At 63.9% G+C, this 16,935-nt stretch carries 14 protein-coding genes; 2 read left to right on the top strand and 12 right to left on the bottom strand.

The window, feature by feature from the left end; all coding sequences use genetic code 11:
* Positions 1–219 precede the first annotated feature (219 nt).
* Both BBA01S_RS20610 and BBA01S_RS20605 read left to right on the top strand, forming a co-directional pair.
* Entirely contained in the window at positions 220–1,896 is a 1,677-nt protein-coding gene (locus BBA01S_RS20610; RefSeq protein ID WP_027818118.1) for a thiamine pyrophosphate-binding protein, read from the top strand.
* Between the two features lie 12 nt (positions 1,897–1,908).
* The gene (locus BBA01S_RS20605) at positions 1,909–3,507 is read left to right on the top strand and encodes an aldehyde dehydrogenase (NADP(+)) (RefSeq protein WP_027818117.1); all 1,599 of its coding nucleotides are present in this window, start codon (positions 1,909–1,911) and stop codon (positions 3,505–3,507) included.
* A 14-nt stretch (positions 3,508–3,521) separates the two neighbouring features.
* Here BBA01S_RS20605 and BBA01S_RS20600 read toward each other — a convergent pair whose 3' ends face one another.
* The 12 genes from BBA01S_RS20600 to BBA01S_RS20545 all read right to left on the bottom strand — a co-directional run bounded on the left by BBA01S_RS20600 (position 3,522) and on the right by BBA01S_RS20545 (position 16,816).
* Complete coding sequence (locus tag BBA01S_RS20600; protein ID WP_027818116.1) at positions 3,522–4,472, bottom strand: LysR family transcriptional regulator; 951 nt, start codon at positions 4,470–4,472, stop codon at positions 3,522–3,524.
* 51 nt (positions 4,473–4,523) lie between these two features.
* Positions 4,524–5,810: an MFS transporter gene (locus tag BBA01S_RS41960; protein WP_245641543.1), complete on the bottom strand. Its 1,287-nt coding sequence runs from the start codon at positions 5,808–5,810 to the stop codon at positions 4,524–4,526.
* Positions 5,811–5,824: 14 nt separating this feature from the next.
* Complete coding sequence (locus BBA01S_RS20590) at positions 5,825–6,988, bottom strand: lactonase family protein (RefSeq protein WP_027818115.1); 1,164 nt, start codon at positions 6,986–6,988, stop codon at positions 5,825–5,827.
* Positions 6,989–7,180: 192 nt separating this feature from the next.
* Positions 7,181–8,101, bottom strand: coding sequence for a helix-turn-helix domain-containing protein (locus BBA01S_RS20585; protein ID WP_042297596.1), 921 nt, complete (start codon positions 8,099–8,101; stop codon positions 7,181–7,183).
* A 236-nt stretch (positions 8,102–8,337) separates the two neighbouring features.
* Positions 8,338–9,363 carry a porin gene (locus tag BBA01S_RS20580; protein ID WP_027818113.1) on the bottom strand — a complete coding sequence of 342 codons (1,026 nt, stop codon included), beginning with the start codon at positions 9,361–9,363 and terminating at the stop codon, positions 8,338–8,340.
* A 142-nt stretch (positions 9,364–9,505) separates the two neighbouring features.
* Positions 9,506–10,399, bottom strand: a complete 894-nt coding sequence (locus BBA01S_RS20575) for a substrate-binding domain-containing protein (protein ID WP_027818112.1) — start codon at positions 10,397–10,399, stop codon at positions 9,506–9,508.
* A gap of 57 nt (positions 10,400–10,456) precedes the next feature.
* A complete protein-coding gene (locus tag BBA01S_RS20570) occupies positions 10,457–11,326 on the bottom strand; it encodes an HpcH/HpaI aldolase family protein (RefSeq protein WP_027818111.1) in 870 nt (289 codons plus the stop codon).
* 47 nt (positions 11,327–11,373) lie between these two features.
* Positions 11,374–12,360, bottom strand: a complete 987-nt coding sequence (locus BBA01S_RS20565; protein WP_027818110.1) for a DODA-type extradiol aromatic ring-opening family dioxygenase — start codon at positions 12,358–12,360, stop codon at positions 11,374–11,376.
* A 140-nt stretch (positions 12,361–12,500) separates the two neighbouring features.
* Positions 12,501–13,781 (bottom strand): MFS transporter, encoded by a 1,281-nt coding sequence (locus BBA01S_RS20560; RefSeq protein WP_042297595.1) that lies wholly within the window; start codon positions 13,779–13,781, stop codon positions 12,501–12,503.
* Between the two features lie 109 nt (positions 13,782–13,890).
* Positions 13,891–14,742, bottom strand: a complete 852-nt coding sequence (locus BBA01S_RS20555; protein ID WP_027818108.1) for an amidohydrolase family protein — start codon at positions 14,740–14,742, stop codon at positions 13,891–13,893.
* Between the two features lie 62 nt (positions 14,743–14,804).
* Positions 14,805–15,830, bottom strand: coding sequence for an amidohydrolase family protein (locus BBA01S_RS20550; protein WP_027818107.1), 1,026 nt, complete (start codon positions 15,828–15,830; stop codon positions 14,805–14,807).
* On the bottom strand, positions 15,827–16,816 hold the full coding sequence (locus BBA01S_RS20545; protein ID WP_042297594.1) for an ABC transporter substrate-binding protein: 990 nt from the start codon (positions 16,814–16,816) through the stop codon (positions 15,827–15,829). The genes BBA01S_RS20550 and BBA01S_RS20545 overlap by 4 nt, the downstream gene beginning before the upstream one ends.
* Positions 16,817–16,935 lie beyond the last annotated feature (119 nt).

Raw genomic sequence — 16,935 nt, 5'->3', positions numbered from 1 at the left:
GATTCATTTGAAGCAGGTTTCGATTTGAACGCCGTGCCTTTGCGCACGGCGTTTTTTTATTCCGGCTCGCATTCACGGACGCGTACGTCACGCTTGCCACGCATGGCGCGCATAGCTGCTATGCGCCGCATGCACGGCCACGCGCTCGCGTGCGACCCATAATTTCAGCATCCCGCAGCACTCAAGCCGGTGCCGCGATCCCTCACAAGGAGTCAATTCATGTCTGAAACTGCAAGCCCGAATTCGCGTAACGGCGGCCGTATTCTCGTCGATGCACTCGTGGGCAATGGCGTCGATACGGTCTATTGCGTGCCTGGCGAAAGCTACCTGCCGGTGCTCGACGCGCTGCACGACACGCAGAGCGTGCGCACCATCACGACGCGCCATGAAGGCGCGGCATCGAACATGGCCGACGCCTACGGCAAGCTGACGGGCCGCCCCGGCATCTGCTTCGTCACGCGCGGGCCGGGCGCAACGCACGCCAGCAACGGCGTGCATACCGCAAGCGAGGACGCCACGCCGATGATCCTGTTTATCGGCCAGGTCGAGCAGGGTTTTCTGGGCCGTGGCGCGTTTCAGGAAGTCGATTATCGGCAGATGTTTGGCGGTATCGCTAAATGGGTCACGCAGATCGAAAGCGTGGAGCGCATTCCGGAGATCGTCGCGAAGGCGTTCAGCGTGGCGCTGTCCGGGCGCCCTGGCCCGGTGGTGATCGCGTTGCCGGAGGATGTGCTGTTCGGCGCGGCCACGGTCTCGGACGCGCCTGCCGTGCGCGTCGCGCAAGCCGCGCCCGAACCGCAGTCGCTCGATGCGCTGCGCTCGCTGCTGGAAGAGGCGCAGCGTCCGCTCGTGATCGTTGGCGGCACCGGCTGGGACGACGCGGCCTGCGCGTCGCTCAAACGTTTCGTCAGTGCAAACGACCTGCCGGTGGCCGCATCGTTTCGCCGCCAGGATCTGTTCGACAATCGCGATGCGCATTATGTCGGGCAACTTGGCCTGGGCGTGTCGCCGAAGCTCGCGCAGCGCGCGCGCGACGCCGACTTGCTTATCGTGATCGGTTCGCGCCTGGCGGAGACGACCTCGTCGGGCTACACGCTGTTCGAAAGCCCGGCACCGAATCAGACCATGATTCACGTGCATCCCGACGCGCAGGAACTGGGCCGCGTCTATCAGGCGCGCTTGCCGATCAACGCCTCGCTCGCGGCATTCGCACGTGCGCTGGACGGCGTCGCGCCTGTCGCGGCGCAGACGAAAGCGCGCTGGCACGCATGGACGGAATCGGCGCGCGCCGATTATGTGGCGCATTCCACGCCGCCCGCACCCTCGGCGGAAATTCGTGGCGTCGACCTCGCGCAAGTGGTTGCGCACCTGAGCGAAGTGCTGCCTGAGGACGCCGTGATTACGAACGGCGCGGGTAATTACACGGTCTGGGTGCATCGCTTCTATCGCTATCGCCGCATGGCGACGGAACTCGCGCCGACCAATGGTGCAATGGGCTACGGCTTCCCGGCGGCCATTGCGGCAAAACTCAGGAATCCGGAGCAATCGGTCGTGTGCTTCGCAGGCGACGGCTGCTTCATGATGTATCCGCAGGAACTGGCGACGGCAGTGCAGTTTGGCGCGCCGCTCATCGTCATCCTCGTGAACAACAACATGCTGGGCACCATCCGGATGCACCAGGAGCGCGAATATCCGGGCCGTGTCAGCGCGACGCAATTCGTGAATCCCGACTTCGTGGCGATGGCGCGTGCATTTGGCGCACATGCTGAACGCGTGGAGCGTACCGAGGACTTCGCGGCCGCGTTCGAGCGCGCGCAACGTGCGGGTGTGGCGGCGCTCATCGAGCTGCGCACCGATCCGCTGCAAATCACGCCGGCCAACCGGCTCGCCAACTAAAGGACGACGATCATGCAAACCAAAGTTTCCGTCGGCCCGCAAGGCGACATGATTATCGGCGGCGAGGTGGTGAAAGGGGCGGGCGGCACGCTGCACGCCATCGCGGCGGCGACGGGCGAGGTCATTGAACCGGCGTTCGGCTGTGCGACGCCCGCGCTGGTCGAACGCGCGTGCACGCTGGCCGCAGCGGCGTTCGACAGCTATCGCCAGTTGCCGGATGGACGGCGTGCGGCCTTCCTGGAAGCAATCGCGCAGGCCATTCTCGATCTTGGCCCGACGCTGATCGAGCGTGCGCACCTGGAGACTGCACTGCCCATCGCGCGCCTTGAAGGCGAGCGGATGCGCACGGTCAACCAGTTGAAGCTGTTCGCGAGCGTCGTGCGCGACGGGCGCTGGCATGGCGCTATCGTCGATACGGCGCAACCACAGCGCGCGCCGCTGCCGCGCCCTGACCTGCGCATGCGTCGTGTGGGGCTGGGCCCGGTGGCCGTGTTCGGCGCGAGCAACTTTCCGCTGGCGTTTTCCGTGGCGGGCGGCGATACGGCTTCCGCGCTGGCGGCGGGTTGCCCGGTCGTGGTGAAAGCGCACCCCGCACATCTGGGGACGTCCGAACTCGTTGCGCGCGCAATCGCTCGCGCAGCGCACGAAACGCAGATGCCCGCGGGCGTGTTCTCGCTCGTGATCGGCGACGGGACGTGGATCGGCGAAACGCTGGTCGCGCATCCGGAGATCCAGGCGGTGGGCTTTACGGGTTCGCGTCAGGGTGGCCTTGCGTTGCAGCGCATCGCCCAGGCCCGCGCGGAGCCGGTTCCCGTCTATGCGGAGATGAGCAGCATCAATCCGGTCGTGCTGTTGCCGCACGCGCTGGCCACGCGCGGCGAGCAGATCGCGCGCGACTATGCCGACTCCGTCGTGATGGGCGTCGGCCAGTTCTGCACGAATCCGGGCATTGTGCTCGCGCTGGCTGGGGAAGCGCTCGACGCGTTCTGCGCCACGGCGGCGCAGGCGCTTGCCACGAAGCCTGCCGCAACGATGCTCACGCCGAACATTCACGCGGCGTATTGCCGGGGCGTTGCGCATCTGGCGGGACTGAACGGCGTGGCGACGCTCGCGCGGGGAACCGATGCGCAAGGCGCGCACGACGCCGTGCCGGTGCTGCTGCGCACCGACGCCAGCGCCTTTCTCGCCGATGCGAACCTGCATGAGGAAGTGTTCGGGCCGTGCTCGCTGATCGTGGCATGCCGCGATATCGACGAACTGCAGGCCGTCTTGCGGCGCATGAGCGGCCAGTTGACGGCGACCGTGCAACTCGACGAAGCCGACTACGCGCAGGCTGAAACGCTCATGCCGATCCTCGAACGCAAGGCGGGCCGCGTGCTGTTCAACGGCTTCCCTACGGGCGTGGAGGTCAGCCATGCGATGGTGCACGGCGGCCCGTTCCCGGCCACCTCGGACACGCGCACGACGTCGGTGGGTACGGCGGCGATCGATCGCTTCCTGCGGCCGGTGTGCTATCAGGCGGTGCCCGACGCGCTGCTGCCGGATCCGCTCAAGCACGACAATCCCATGGCGATCTGGCGTCTCAACGACGGCGAACTGAGCCGCAATTAAGCGTCGCGAGGTAATCAGGCGTCCGGGGCGGGCAAGGTCGCCCCGGGCCAGTCGCCTGCATCGACGAGGTCGGCGGCGAGTTCGCGGATCATCTGCGCGACGCGCCACACGCCGTCTGGCATGACGCGATTGAGCGGCCATGCAATTGCTACGTCACGCACCACGTCTGCGTTGGCGAGCGGCACGCAACGCAGCCTGCCCGCCGCCACTTCTTCGATCACCGACGCCGCAGGCAGCAGCGTGCAGCCGCATTGCGCCATCACGAGGCGCTTGGTCAGCGAAATCGAACCGTCGCATTCCAGCGCGATTTGCAGCGTAAAACCGTGCCGCGCGGCCAGCGACTCTGCCAGCAGGCGCAAGCCGTGATGGGTGCTGGGCAGGATGAGCGGCAATTGACCTAGCACGTGTGCATCGACAGGGCCGGGGCCTGCGCTATCCGGCAATGCAAAACCCGCAGGCGTCACCAGACACAATTCTTCCGCGAGCAGCGGATCGAATTGTGTCGTGCCGCGATGCTCAGGCACATACATGATCGCGAGATCGATCTCGCCGTCATTCAGGCGGCCGAGAATCTGGCTCGCCAGACCTTCCACGAAACGCACGCGCGTATGCGGATAACGCGCCTTGAGCCGCTGGCCGAGTTCGCCGAACATGATGCGCGCGATGGTGGGTTGCGCGGCAATCGCCAGTTGCGCGGGGCCGCTTTGCGTGCCGCTGCGCATCGCGCCGCGCGCTTCGTCCAGCGTGCGTTCGAGCGACTGCGCGTAGCCGAGCAACTGTTCGCCGCGCTCGGTGAGACCCACGCCGCGCCCGCTGCGCTGAAACAGGCGCACGCCGAGTTCTGCTTCGAGCACCGCGATTCTGCGGCTAATGGTGGACTGGTTCGCGCCCAGTTCCATGGCGGTGCGCGAAATGCTGCCGGTCTTCGCAACATGCGCGAAAACGGCGAGGTCGTCTGAATTCATCGGGGATCGCGTAGAACCGCGTTGCGCGTGAACACACGTTATAGCATGCGTTCAACCGCAATCGGCGCAACCCGTTTTGTGAATGGCGTGGGCGTCGTCTAGCGGCGTGTTGATGCGCGGAGCCCATTCGCGCCGCATCAGCGTGAGCGTGCTCGTTGCGCCAACCAGCAGGAACACAAAGATCGCCGTCATCGGCAGGGTATAGCTGCCGCCAATATGCAGCAGCCAGCCGGACAGACTGGCCGATACGCCGCCCGCGAGACTGGTCGCCACCTGTTGCAGCCCGGTATTCAAACCCACCGCAGGCTTCGGGATCAACGTGAGCTTGCACAGCGCGAGGTTATTCGCCGTGACAAGGCCAAGCAGCGAAAGCGACATCACGTTCCAGAACAGCGCCATCTCCGATGAATGCGCATTCGCGCCGAGCAGTACCGTCGTGCCGCCGAGAAAACCCGCGACGATAAATGCTTTTCGCACCGCGACCGCATCCCTGCCGCGCGCGATGATGCGATCCGCGGCCCAGCCTGCGACGGCAGCAACAATCGCAATGCCCGCGAAACTGAAGAACGTATACAGCCCCGACGATTGCAGCGACAGGCCGCGTTGCTCGACGAGATATGCCGGCATCCACGTCATGCAATAAAACGCGAAATAGCTGTAGCAGAAGTTGTTGACGAGACCACCCCAGACAACGGGACTTGCCAGCAGGTTGCCCAGCGGAACCGTTGCGGCGCGCTGTTTCGCCGCCGCCAGTTCGTCGCGAGTCGGGTAATCGTTCTCCACCATTGCGAGCCACGGCAGCAGCCAGACCAGTCCGACCAGGCCGGTCGCGATGAACATGACTTTCCACGACGCATTCACGATGATCCACGCGGCAATCGGCGCGCCCAGCGCCGGGCCCATTTTTCCGCCAATCGAGAATATGCCCAGCGCCGTGCCTTTTTGCGTTTCCTCGAAGTGATTCGCGAGGTAGCGGTAGGTGGCTGGAACCACGATGGCCTCAGCGGCGCCGATCAGCAGGCGCATCACGATCAGCGCGCCAAGCGTGGTGACGAGCCCGGTTGCCGCCGCCGCCAGGCACCAGAGCAGGAAGCAGATCGCGTAGGGGCGCTTGACGCCGTAGCGATCGACAAGCCATCCCATCGGCATCTGCAGGACGCCATACGACCAGAATACGGCGGAATTGAGCCAGCCGCGCTCGACGCTCGTGAGTCCGAAGTGATGAATGAAGCTTTTATCGGCGAGCGCCGAAGACAGGCTCGTGCGGTCGACAAAGGAAATCAGCAGACCGAGCGCGAGCAGCACGAGCACGCGCCAGGGCTGGGAGGGGGCTTTCATAAAATCGCGCGGCATCACTGCACGAAAGCCACGCTGGTCGGATCCTGCACGGCGACGGATTCGCCGGTGTCGGCCAGCGTGCCCGTCGCGGGATCGATGCGAAACAGGTGCACGTCGCCGCTATGCTGATTGGCGACCAGCATCCATTGTCCGGATGCGTCGATACCGAAGCCCCAGGGCTTTTCTCCCCCCGAGGGCGCACGCTGCACCAGCGTCACCTGGCCGGTTGCCGCGTCCACGCGATAGACCATCAAGGCGTTTTCCGCGCGGTTCTCGACGTAAAGGAAACGGCGGTCGCGGCCAAATGCCATTTCCGCGCCGCTTTTCACGCCGTTGAATGCCGCACTGGTGATGGGCGTCGATTGCAGTTGCGTCAGTGCGCCTTTTTCCGCGTCCCAGCGCAGGGCGATCAGTTCGGCGCTCATTTCGGTGAGCACGTAAGCGTAGTCGCCATTCGCGCTGAACAGGATGCGGCGCGGCCCGCTGCCCGGCGGCGTGTCGAAGGCATGCTGAGCGTCACCCTCGCGCACCGAGAGCGCATGGGAGTCGCGATTGAAACGATAGATGAAGACGCGATCCGCGCCCAGATCCGGCACGAGCGCATAACGGCCCGACGGATCGATCGTCACGCCGTGCGCGTGTGCGCTTTTCTGGCGCGGGCTTGGGCCCGATCCTTTCTCCGCAATCGTCGATTCGAGCTTGCCGACGCTGCCGTCATGATCGACGGCGACGCTGGACACCGAACCGCTGTTGTAATTCGCGCCGAGCAGCGTGGAGGAGGGCGCGTCGAATTGCAGGAAGGTGGTGCCGCGCCCGCCCGTGAGCACGTCGTTGATGCGCTCCAGCTTGCCGCTCCTGCGATTCACGGCGTAGGCGGTGATGCTGCCTTCCTTGTCGCGCTGGTCGTCCACGGCGTACAGGACGGGCAAGGCGGGATGCGAGGCCACCCACGTCGCGTTCGGCCCTTGTGCGGCGGTGCCGAGTGCTACGAGCTTGCCCGTCGCCGTGTCCAGGCGCAGTGCGCTGATCTGCTTTTGCTGGGTGCCGACGTAAGCGAATTCGGCAGAGGAACTCGCGGGCAGTGAGGTGGTGCAGGCCACGCCATAAATCGATGCGCACGCAACGAGTGCGGCGTTGATCGCGACGCGGCTGGCTTGATGCTTAAACGAATGCGCCATATTCGGTTCACGTGAATAAACTAAAGGACAGCATAGGCGGCGCGCTATTCACGAACCCTGTACAAATCCCGCTTTCGCTGGGATTTTTCGCGTAGACCAGGGAATATACGGGGCTTCAATACGGGGCGGTAGCGCGCCATTGAAAACCGCGCCGTGTCACGTGAGAGTCACGGCGCGGGAGCAACGCGAAGGTTATCGGCGTGCCTCGATACGGAACTGGCTGGGCGCCTGGCCGACTTCGCGGCGGAAAAAGCGCGTGAAATACGCTGCATCGGCGAAACCGAGCCAGAACGCGACCTGTTCGACCGACATGTCGCCGAAGATGAGTTCGCGTTTCGCCTCGGTGATGATGCGCGCGTGAATCATCTTGGTCGGGCTCATATCCGCCGCCGAGGCGCACGCGGCGCGCAGTTGCACCGGCGACACCGCGAGTATCGACGCATATTCCTGCAAGGGCAGATTGTTGCGGTAATGCTCTTCAATCAGTTTGCGAAAGCGCTCGACCAGGCGCACGTCGTGACGTGGCGTGCCGTCGTTGGCGGCCTGGTCAAGATGCGCTTCGCGCACGAGCGTGAGCAGCAGCATCGTGAGCAGCGCTTCCGCGCCGGGCACATGACCGACCGCGCTCGATTCCACTTCCTGTTTCAGGCGCTGGATCAGTGCATAGAGGTCGTGACCCACATCGGCCGCATGCGCCAGCGGGATCATGCGCGGCGCAGACCACAGCACGATGAATTCGTGCAGCTTGGCATTGACCTGGGTGAGATAGGAAACGTCGACGGTCACGACCCAGCGGTCGACGTCGAGCTCGTAATCGAGACCGTGAATACATTCGGTGGGCAGCAGCAGCGCACATGGCCCTTCAAAAGGCACGCTGCTGCCTTCGAGATTCATGACGCCGCGTCCGCTGCGCACGAAAATCACCTGACCGTAAGTCGGATGCGCGTGCGGCGCGGTACGCCAGCGGCCACGCTCGGTCACATGGCCGACATGAACGAACCAGTTTTCCTCTTCCGGTCGTTCGACGTACAGACGGACTTTCGGCACAGCAGTGAGCCGGACTTCGCCGCTCGTTCTGCGCACGGGTTTGCTGCTCATCGCACTCTGGGCCATGAAGTCTCCTCGGCGTCCGGTCTTGCGCCGGCCGCCTTTGCGATTGAAGTTTCGCCGGAGCACTGCACCTGCTGGCCGGGCCCACGTGCGACATGCTCCGGTTGCTCCCTTTTTAAATGGAAGCGTAAAACGCCTTGTATTCTTTCATATCGATTGGGGCGCTGCGACCTGCGGCTAACCCCAACGCCGCCGGGTAAATGTTTACGCTCTATTACCGCGGCGGCGTGCAATCGATATCAGAACGTATGCACCATGCCCAGAATCACGCCCCGCGTATTCGACCCCGGCGCGACCGTGACGCCTGCGTACGATGTGCCGTTAAGCGTGAATGCCGCGTGATTGCGGTTCTGGATAAAACCCGCCGATCCGTAAAGCGTCGTGCGTTTCGACAAATAGTGCTCGTAGGTCATGCCGATCTGCTGCGCGTTATTGCCCTGATTGGTGCGGTCGTGCTCATAGCCGTACATCAGCACGAGTTGATCGGCGGGGGAGAAGAAATACGAGCCCGAGGCTTCGTAGACGTCGCGCTTCACGCTGTCGTCGGTTTGGCGTTCGGTGTGATACGCCAGATAAAAACGCGCATTGCCCACGCCCACGGATGCGCCCGCATTGAAGACGCGCAGCGCGGAAGTACCCGTGGCGTTATCGGCCTGTTCGTATCCGGCTGCCACGCGGAACGGCCCGTTTTCATAGCGCACCGCCGCGTTATAGAACTGCAGGCCATTGCTGGGCTTGGTGGTGGAATCGCGCATCGCCACCATGAATTGCGCGGTCAGGCCATAAACGGTGGGCGTGAAATACGAAATCGCGTTATTCACGCGTATCGTCAGCGAATTGAAATTGAGCATGGGCGAACCCATGCTCATCACGGCAACCGGGTCGAGTTCGCGGTTCAGGAAAATGTACTGCGGCGTATTCTGCAAGCCGAAGCGCACTTCGCCGAAGTTGCCCGACACGCCCACCCACGCCTGGCGATTGAAGGCGGCCGTGGAATTCGCGGCGGCGCCCGTCATGGCGGAGAAGCCCTGTTCAAGCTGGAAATTGACGTGGATGCCGCCGCCGATATCCTCGGTGCCCTTGAAGCCGTAGCGGCTCGCGAACAGGCCGCCCGAGGTGGCGCGTACGACCTTGCCGTCGCCGCCGTTCTGGAACTCGACGCCGTTGTCGATCACGCCATAGAGCGTGACGGACGACTGTGCGTGCGCCGCGCCGAACATGCAGGCCGATGTGACGCCGCATGCCAATACGAGCAATCTTTTCATTCTGTCTCCATGCTTTTTTGTAATAGTCGCGGCCATGTCTCTGGCTCGCTTTATTGGCTGAATTGCTTCGTAGTCCTCCGGTTGAAGTGCGGGAAAGGTGCACAGCGACCCGAGCCGCTGCGCACCGAAAGAGAAAAGCGGATTAGCCGAGGCTTGCGGTCACGTCGTCGAAGCACTCATCGACGGACAGGCGGCGCGGGATGATCTTCTGGTCGAGCGCCCAGTCGATCGCAAGCTGGATGCCCTTGCGATTCGCTTCCAGACCGATGGGCGGGAACACGGCGGGCACGCCTTCGGCCTGCGCGCGGCTTTCCACGACCATGCGATAGAGTTCGCGCACGATATCGGGGCGCTGCTTCGAGAGGTCGCTGTGCACGGCGAACATGTGGTTGATCGGCACCACGCCTTCGCGCGCGAACCAGTCCTTTGCCGCGTCCTGGGCGTCCGGCACGAGCGTGCGCACGCGCGGGTCTTTCGGCATGTCTTCGCCGAGCAGGGCGGCGGCCAGCTCGCCGTCGAGCATCATCTGCGGAATCGACGAGCCCTTGGGCAGGCGCTGGCAATTGGCGGGATCGCTGTACTCGGCCAGATGGCCGTCGCCCAGCGTCATCCACGTGACCTTGTCGAGATCGACGCCATATTCGTGGCGCAGGATGCCGCGGATCCACAGCGCCGTGGTCTGCGTGTAAGTGCGCACGCCCACTTTCTTGCCTTCGATATCGCGCGGCGCAAGTTCGCCGAAGTCGATGTTGTAGCCTGCGCAATGATGCTGGAAGCGGCCCGAGATCGGCGCGGGCAGCAGCACATAGGGCTTGCCGTAGGCCTTGGCCTGGAGAAAGGTGACGATGGCCAGTTCGCCTGCGTCGAAGGCATTCTCGCGCACCATGGCCTTGAAGCCGTTATGCGCGGGCGTCGGGCCGCAATAGTCGAGATTGACGATGTCCGAGCTGACACGCCCGTCTTTCATCGCCCGGGTGACGGCGTAATCGGCGAGATTGACGCGCAGTGTCGGTGCTTCGGTTTGCGTGGTCGTCATGTTAAGGAATCCTTATTCGTAGGTCGATGAATCGCGCTGGTCGGGCGCAACGTCGGCTTAGTAGCCGGCCATTTCGCGCGCCATGCCCACGACGCCGTAGCTGCGCGTCGGCGCGGACATCAGGAAGCGGTAACCTTCTTCGATCAGGCGGCGGTGGTTCTTGGCGGTCACGTGCGGATTGCCCACCACCACGTTGTGCTTGTGGCAGGTCGACACGATGCGGCGCATGGCGTCCAGCACTTCCGGGTGCTCGTACTGGCGCGCAAAGCCGAGTTCCTGGCTCAGGTCGCCTTCGCCGATCAGGATGAAGCCGATACCCGGCACGTTCGAGAGAATGTCGTCCAGGTTCTCGATGGCCTGGGTGCTCTCGCACATGAGGCCCACCAGGATTTCGCCTTCGGGCACGAGCGGCCACACGTCGGCCTTCTTGTAGTAATCGGCCGTGCTCAAGCCCCAGTAGCGCGCAGCCGTGGCGGGGCCGTCGCCGCGCACGCCCTTCGGTTCATAGAGCGGGGCGTTTTTCGGACGCGCGTAGCGGCACGATGCAACGGCGTTATACGCCTGTTCCACGGTTGCGACGTGCGGCCACACCACGCCATAGGCGCCGCGGTCGAGCACCTGCTTGGCGAAGGCCTGGTTCATTTCCGCGCCATTGGCGGGAATGCGCGCGATAGGCGTGACGCGCGGCGAGACCGAACCCGATTCCGCAATTTCCTTGCGGTTCAGCATGTATTGCATCGCGTCGCCAAGCGCCGCGACGTCATACGGGTTGTGCTCCATTTCGAATACGATGCCGTCATAAGGCGCATCGCTCATTTCGATCGCGTTCTGCTTGTCGAGCTTGGAGAACGCGGTGAAAGCGGGCTTGCCCGATTCCAGGGCGCGGATGATGCTGTTAAGGCGCGGAGTGTTCGTAGCAGTGCTCATTGAATCTGTCTCTCGTCGATGAATTAGGGTGGTGTGCGGGGCAGGCGTTATTCAGCCGCTTTCCAGTACATGAAGCCCATGCCTTCGCCGGTGCCGGCAGGCGTGCGCCAGCAGGGCACGTAATCGACCAGCGTCATTTGCGCGCCGGTTTCCTGCACCGCTTTCATCACGCTCACATAGAGCTTGATTTCCGAGGTGCCCGACTGATACGAGCGGTCGTCCACGGCCGCGAGCCCGTCATAGTCGTAGTCGGCGAGCATGTTCATGATGCGGTGATCGAACTCTTCGTCGTTGACGAAGTGCGAAAGGCCGCCCGAGGCGAAGATGCCCACGCGCACGTCTTCGGGCCACGCCGTGATCGCATCGCGCAGCACGCGCCCGAACTCGATGCAGCGCGACATCGACGGCTGCGTCGGCGGGTAGAAGCAGTTCATGATGATGGGCACGTGCGGCGGCGGATTGTCGTCCATGATCTGGTGATAGACGAAGCTGTACGCATGCGGCACGACCGGATACTCGGGGCGCGGCGACATCCAGACGTTCTCGGGCCACGCGAACAGGTCAGTGAGGTCGAAGCCTTCTTTCTGGAAGTGCTCGATGAGGTACGTGGCCAGTTGGGGATGGCATTCGTGCGTGACGTGATGATCGGGCGCATATACGGCGCGCTGGGGCGGGCCGTTGTGCACGTCCTTGCCGCTGTAGATCGCAATCGACGGCGAGAAGTCCGTGAAGATCTCCTTCTGGTCTTTGCCCAGGATGATCGCCACGTCCACCTTCGCCGCACGGTAGGCCGCCGCCATCTCGTCGAGCGCGGCGCGGCAGCGCGCAGCGCGTGCCGTGCGCTCTTCCAGCGTGAGGAACGGTGCAAAGGCGGCTTCGCGGTGCGCCTCCAGTTCGGGGTACGTCCACGTGCGGTTGCGGAACCAGAGTTCCGGGTTGTTGCGGTCGCGCTCGCCGTTCTTCAGCCAGTCTTCGGGCGCCTGGCCCAGCATGCCGCTGTGCGGCACTGCCATTCCGAATACGATCTTCGCCATATCTGTTGTTTCCAGTCTTTTTAATCAGGGGCCGGGGAGGGTGCCGCCGGGCCGATGGTGTCGGGCGCGCGAATCAGCGGGCTATCCGCTTCGCGCTGCTGTCTTGATGGTTCGGAATCCGATTCAATCGCAAGGGAAAATCAGGCTTCGCGCAGTTCCCCCTGTGGCTCGCTGACTTTGGGGGCCCACTCGCTGCGGTACATGATCGCGGTGGCCGCCGCGCCTACCAGCAGGAACACGAGGATCACGAGCATCGGCAGGTCATAGCTATGGCTGACGTGCAGCAGCCAGCCGGACAGGCTTGCCGCGACGCCGCCCGCAAGACTCGTCGCCACCTGCTGCACGCCGGTCACGAGTCCGATGGTCTGCTTCGGAATCAGCGTGAGACGCGACAGCACGAGGTTGTTCGCCGTGGTCATGCCGAGCAGGGACAGCGACAGCACGTTCCAGAACAGCGCGGTATTGAGCGACTGTGCGTACGCGCCCAGCAACACCGTGCAGCCGCCCACGAACCCGGCAATGATGAAGGCCTTGCGCACCATCACTGCGTCGTGGCCGCGTGCGATGATGCGATCGGCGGCCCAGCCTGCAATTGCGGCGACGATGGCAATGCCCGCGAAGCTGAAGAAGGTGAAGATGCCGGATTCGCCGATCGACAGGCCGCGCTGTTCGACGAGGTAGGCGGGCATCCACGTCATGCAGTAGAACGTGAAGTAGCCGTAGCAGAAGTTGGTCACCATGCCGCCCCACACCACCGGGCTTGCGAGGATGCTCCCAATGCTCACGCTGCGTGCATGACGGTCGGCCTTGGCGAGTTGTGCGCGCGACGGCAGGTCGTTGCGCACGCACAGAAGCCAGGGCACGAGCCAGAGCAGGCCGACCAGGCCCGTTGCGACGAACATCGCCTTCCACGAGTAGTTGACGATGAACCATGCGCCTACCGGCGCGCCCAGTGCGGGGCCGAACTTGTTGCCCATCGCCAGGATGCCCACCGCAAGGCCGTTCTGGCTTTCGTCGAAGTTATTGCGGATCCAGCGATAGCTCGCCGGGATCACGATGGCTTCGGCAATGCCGATCAACAGGCGCATCACCACGAGACCGGCGAGCGTCGTGACGGCGCCCATCAAGGCCGTGGCGAGGCACCAGAGCGCGAAGCACACGGCATAGGGCCATTTCACGCCGTAGCGATCGGCGACCCAGCCCATCGGCACCTGGAACAGGCCGTACGACCAGAAGAATGCGGAATTGATCCAGCCGCGATCGACATTGGTCAGTGCGAAGTGGCGAATAAAGGCGCTGTCGGCCAGCACGCTGGAAATACTGGTGCGGTCGATAAAGGACGTCAGCACGCCGATCGCGAGCAGGGCAAGAATGCCCCATCGGTTCACGCTGCCTTGCCGCTGGGTTTTGCTCGTCTCCATCTGCTTTTTTCTGACCTCAATCGGTTTGATACAGGCCGGCAGGCGCCTTGCGTGCTTCGTCGTGCAGGGCGCCAGCCGGCCGCCGTGTTGCAGGCGCTACATCAGACCATCAGGCCAGCGCCGGGTACAGCTTCTGTGCCGTCTTGCCGAAGATCCACGCGCGGTCGGCGGCGTTCAGGCAGGCGAGGCCCGCTTGCGCCGTGGCGAGAATCTCTTCGAGCGCGCCAGGCGAGGTCGGGAAGTTCGAGCCCCATGCCATGCGGTCGGCGCCGAATGCTTCCACCACGCGCGGGAAGAACGTCTGCGCGCTGGCTTTTTCCTTCTTCACGTCGGCGAAAATGCGCGGCGTGAGCTTGAGGAAAATGTTCTCGTACTGCGCGAGATCGAACAGGCTTTGCGCCGCCGCGTACGGTGCGCCGTCCGCGACTTCCGGGCGGCCCAGGTGATCGAGCACGATGGGCACCGTGGGAAAGCGTCTGGCCAGCGCCGTCACTTGCGGCAGGCCGATCGGGCCCGTCTGGATGCACATGGGCAGGCCGAGTTCCGCGCACAGTTCCCACGCCGGGAACGAACGCGGATCGTCCAGCTCGCTCGGGTCGAATTCTTTCGTGCTGCCGCCCGTGAACAGCCGCAGGCCCGCAAGGCCGCGATCCGTCCATTCGCGGATGCGCTGCGGTGCGTCTTCCTGGAGCACGTCGACCGAGCCGACCGCGACCAGGCGGTCGGCGTATTTCGCGCAGCCATCGACCACGTAGCTGTTGTCGAAGCCATACGTCGTCGACGAATGCACGACAGCCGCCTTGCCCACGCCTGCCGCATCCATCGCGGCGATCAGCGTTTCGACCGTGGTGGGGCGCTCCTTCGACCATTCCGAACGCTTGCCGAATAGCGGCGCGGGCGGATAGAGCGATTCGTCGTCGGAAATGATGTGCGGGTGAATATCAACAATGGATGAAGCCATGTCTCTCTCTGTCCTTGTCTCTTGACCGGCCTGGCCCGACGAGTCGCGCGCCAGGCCAGATATCATTTGCCTTGAGCTTTCAGGCGCGCATCCAGGCGCGGATACACGCGGCGCGCATTGCCTTCGAAGATCTTGTGGCGGTCTTCGTCGGACAGCGCCGGGCAGGCGTCGATATAGCGCTTGGTGTCGTCGAAATACTGGCCCGTCGCCGGATCCTTGCCGCGCACCGCCCCGATCATCTCCGAGCCGAACAGCACGTTGTCGGCGGGAATCACCTTCGTGAGCAGCTCGACACCCGGCTGGTGATAGACGCACGAATCGAAGAAGATATTGTTCAGCAGTCCTTCGAGCGGGCGCTCGCGCATTTCGAGCGACATGCCGCGATAGCGGCCCCAGTGATAGGGCACCGCGCCGCCGCCGTGCGGAATCACGAGACGCAGCGTCGGGAAGTCCTTGAACAGATCCGATTGCAGGATCTGCATGAACACCGAGGTGTCCGCGTTCAGGTAGTGCGCGCCGGTGCCGTGGAAACACGGGTTGCACGACGCGGCCACGTGAATCATGGCGGGCACGTCAAGTTCGGCGAGCGCTTCGTATAGCGGATACCACTCGCGGTCGGTCACCGGCTTGCCCGTCCAGTAGCCGCCGCTCGGATCGGGATTCAGGTTGCAGCCGACAAAGCCCATCTGCTCCACGCAGCGGCGCAGTTCCGCGACGCTGTTCGCGGGCGCTACGCCCGGCGATTGCGGCAACTGGCACACCGGCGCGAAATTGTCCGGATACAGCTCGGTCACGCGATAGACGAGATCGTTGGACACTTCGGCCCATTCGAGGCTCGTGCGCTCGTTGCCGAGGTGATGGCTCATCAGGCCGGCGATCGGCGAGAACAGCGTGAGGTCGCTGCCGCGCTCGCGTTGCAGCTTGAGCTGGCCGTTGCCGATCGCGTCGCGGATCTGGTCGTCGCTCACGAACGCGCCGTCGCGCGAGGGCGCCTTGTCCGGATCGTTGGCGAACAGCACCTGCTTCGCGCGCCAGTCGCGGAACGAGGCGGGAACGGTCGTGAAGTGGCCGTGGCAATCGATAATCATGCTTTCACCTCTTGCGCGAGCGGATCGACGAACAGTTCTTCGATTGCCATGCGGCGCGGCGTGAGGCCCTGCTTGAATGCGGTGGCTTCGAGCGCTTCGATGGTCTTGAGGTTTTCGGCGAGGCCGTAGGGCAGCGGGTCGTGGCCGACGATCTTTCGCAGCGCCAGGTATTTCTTGTCGCTGGCCGACGTGGCTTCGCCTGCGTCCAGACGCGCGAGCCATTCCTGCTTGGCCTGCTCGAACGCGTTGTAGATCGAACGCGCGACCCACGGATGCTCGGCGAGCACCGAATCCTTGACGACGATGGTGCCGTGCATCGGATAGATGCCGGTGCGTGCGTAGTATTCGGTTTCAATCGCTTCGGCGTTCGGCAGCAGGTCGGGATAATCGGCTTCGACTTCCTTCCAGCCGCCCGTGGGCGCGCCCGTGCGGCCGATGCCCGCCGCGGCTGCGAAGCCGGCCGAGAGTTCGCCGCTGGCCATCATGTCGGCAAGCGAGGTGCCTGCCGGCGCGTGGATCACGTTGCCGGGCAGCTTGAGCTGCGTGACGTGCTCTTCGTCATCGACGACCCACGTGACCTTCGACGAATCGAGGCCGAATTCGTCGATCAGCACCTGGCGCGTCCACACGCCGGTGGTGACCGAGTAGGCGCGCACGCCGACTTTCTTGCCTTCGAGATCCTTGGGCGTGTTGATGCCGGCGTCCGGGCGCACGAGCAGGCCGCCGTGGTGGAAGCGGCGCACGACGAACACCGGCAGCGCGACGAAGGGCGCGCCATAGGCGCGGGCGATGATATAGGTGGTCGGCGCCAGTTCGCAGACATCGAATTCGACGTCGCGCACCATGCGGCGGAACGCGCCGATCTGCGGTTGAACCGTGACGAATTCCGCGTCCACGCCCTCGATGGGAATGGAGCCGTTGCGGATCGCCGACGTATGCGGGTGCTCGGCGATGGCAATTTTGAGCCGCACTTTCTGAGTCAACATCCTCTCCTTGCTTGAATGGGCCGTCGCGGGTGGCGGGCCGGATGGCCTGGGCCGGACTGGCGATGCGATGTGATGCGATGGGGGAGAGAATAGAAGAGGGTCGCGCGGGCGTCCCTACA

It is taken from the genome of Paraburkholderia bannensis NBRC 103871 (genome assembly GCF_000685015.1).
Lineage (GTDB): Bacteria > Pseudomonadota > Gammaproteobacteria > Burkholderiales > Burkholderiaceae > Paraburkholderia > Paraburkholderia bannensis.
The sequence above is the reverse complement of the archived record's forward strand: the minus strand, read 5'-3'. Positions and strand labels throughout refer to the sequence as shown.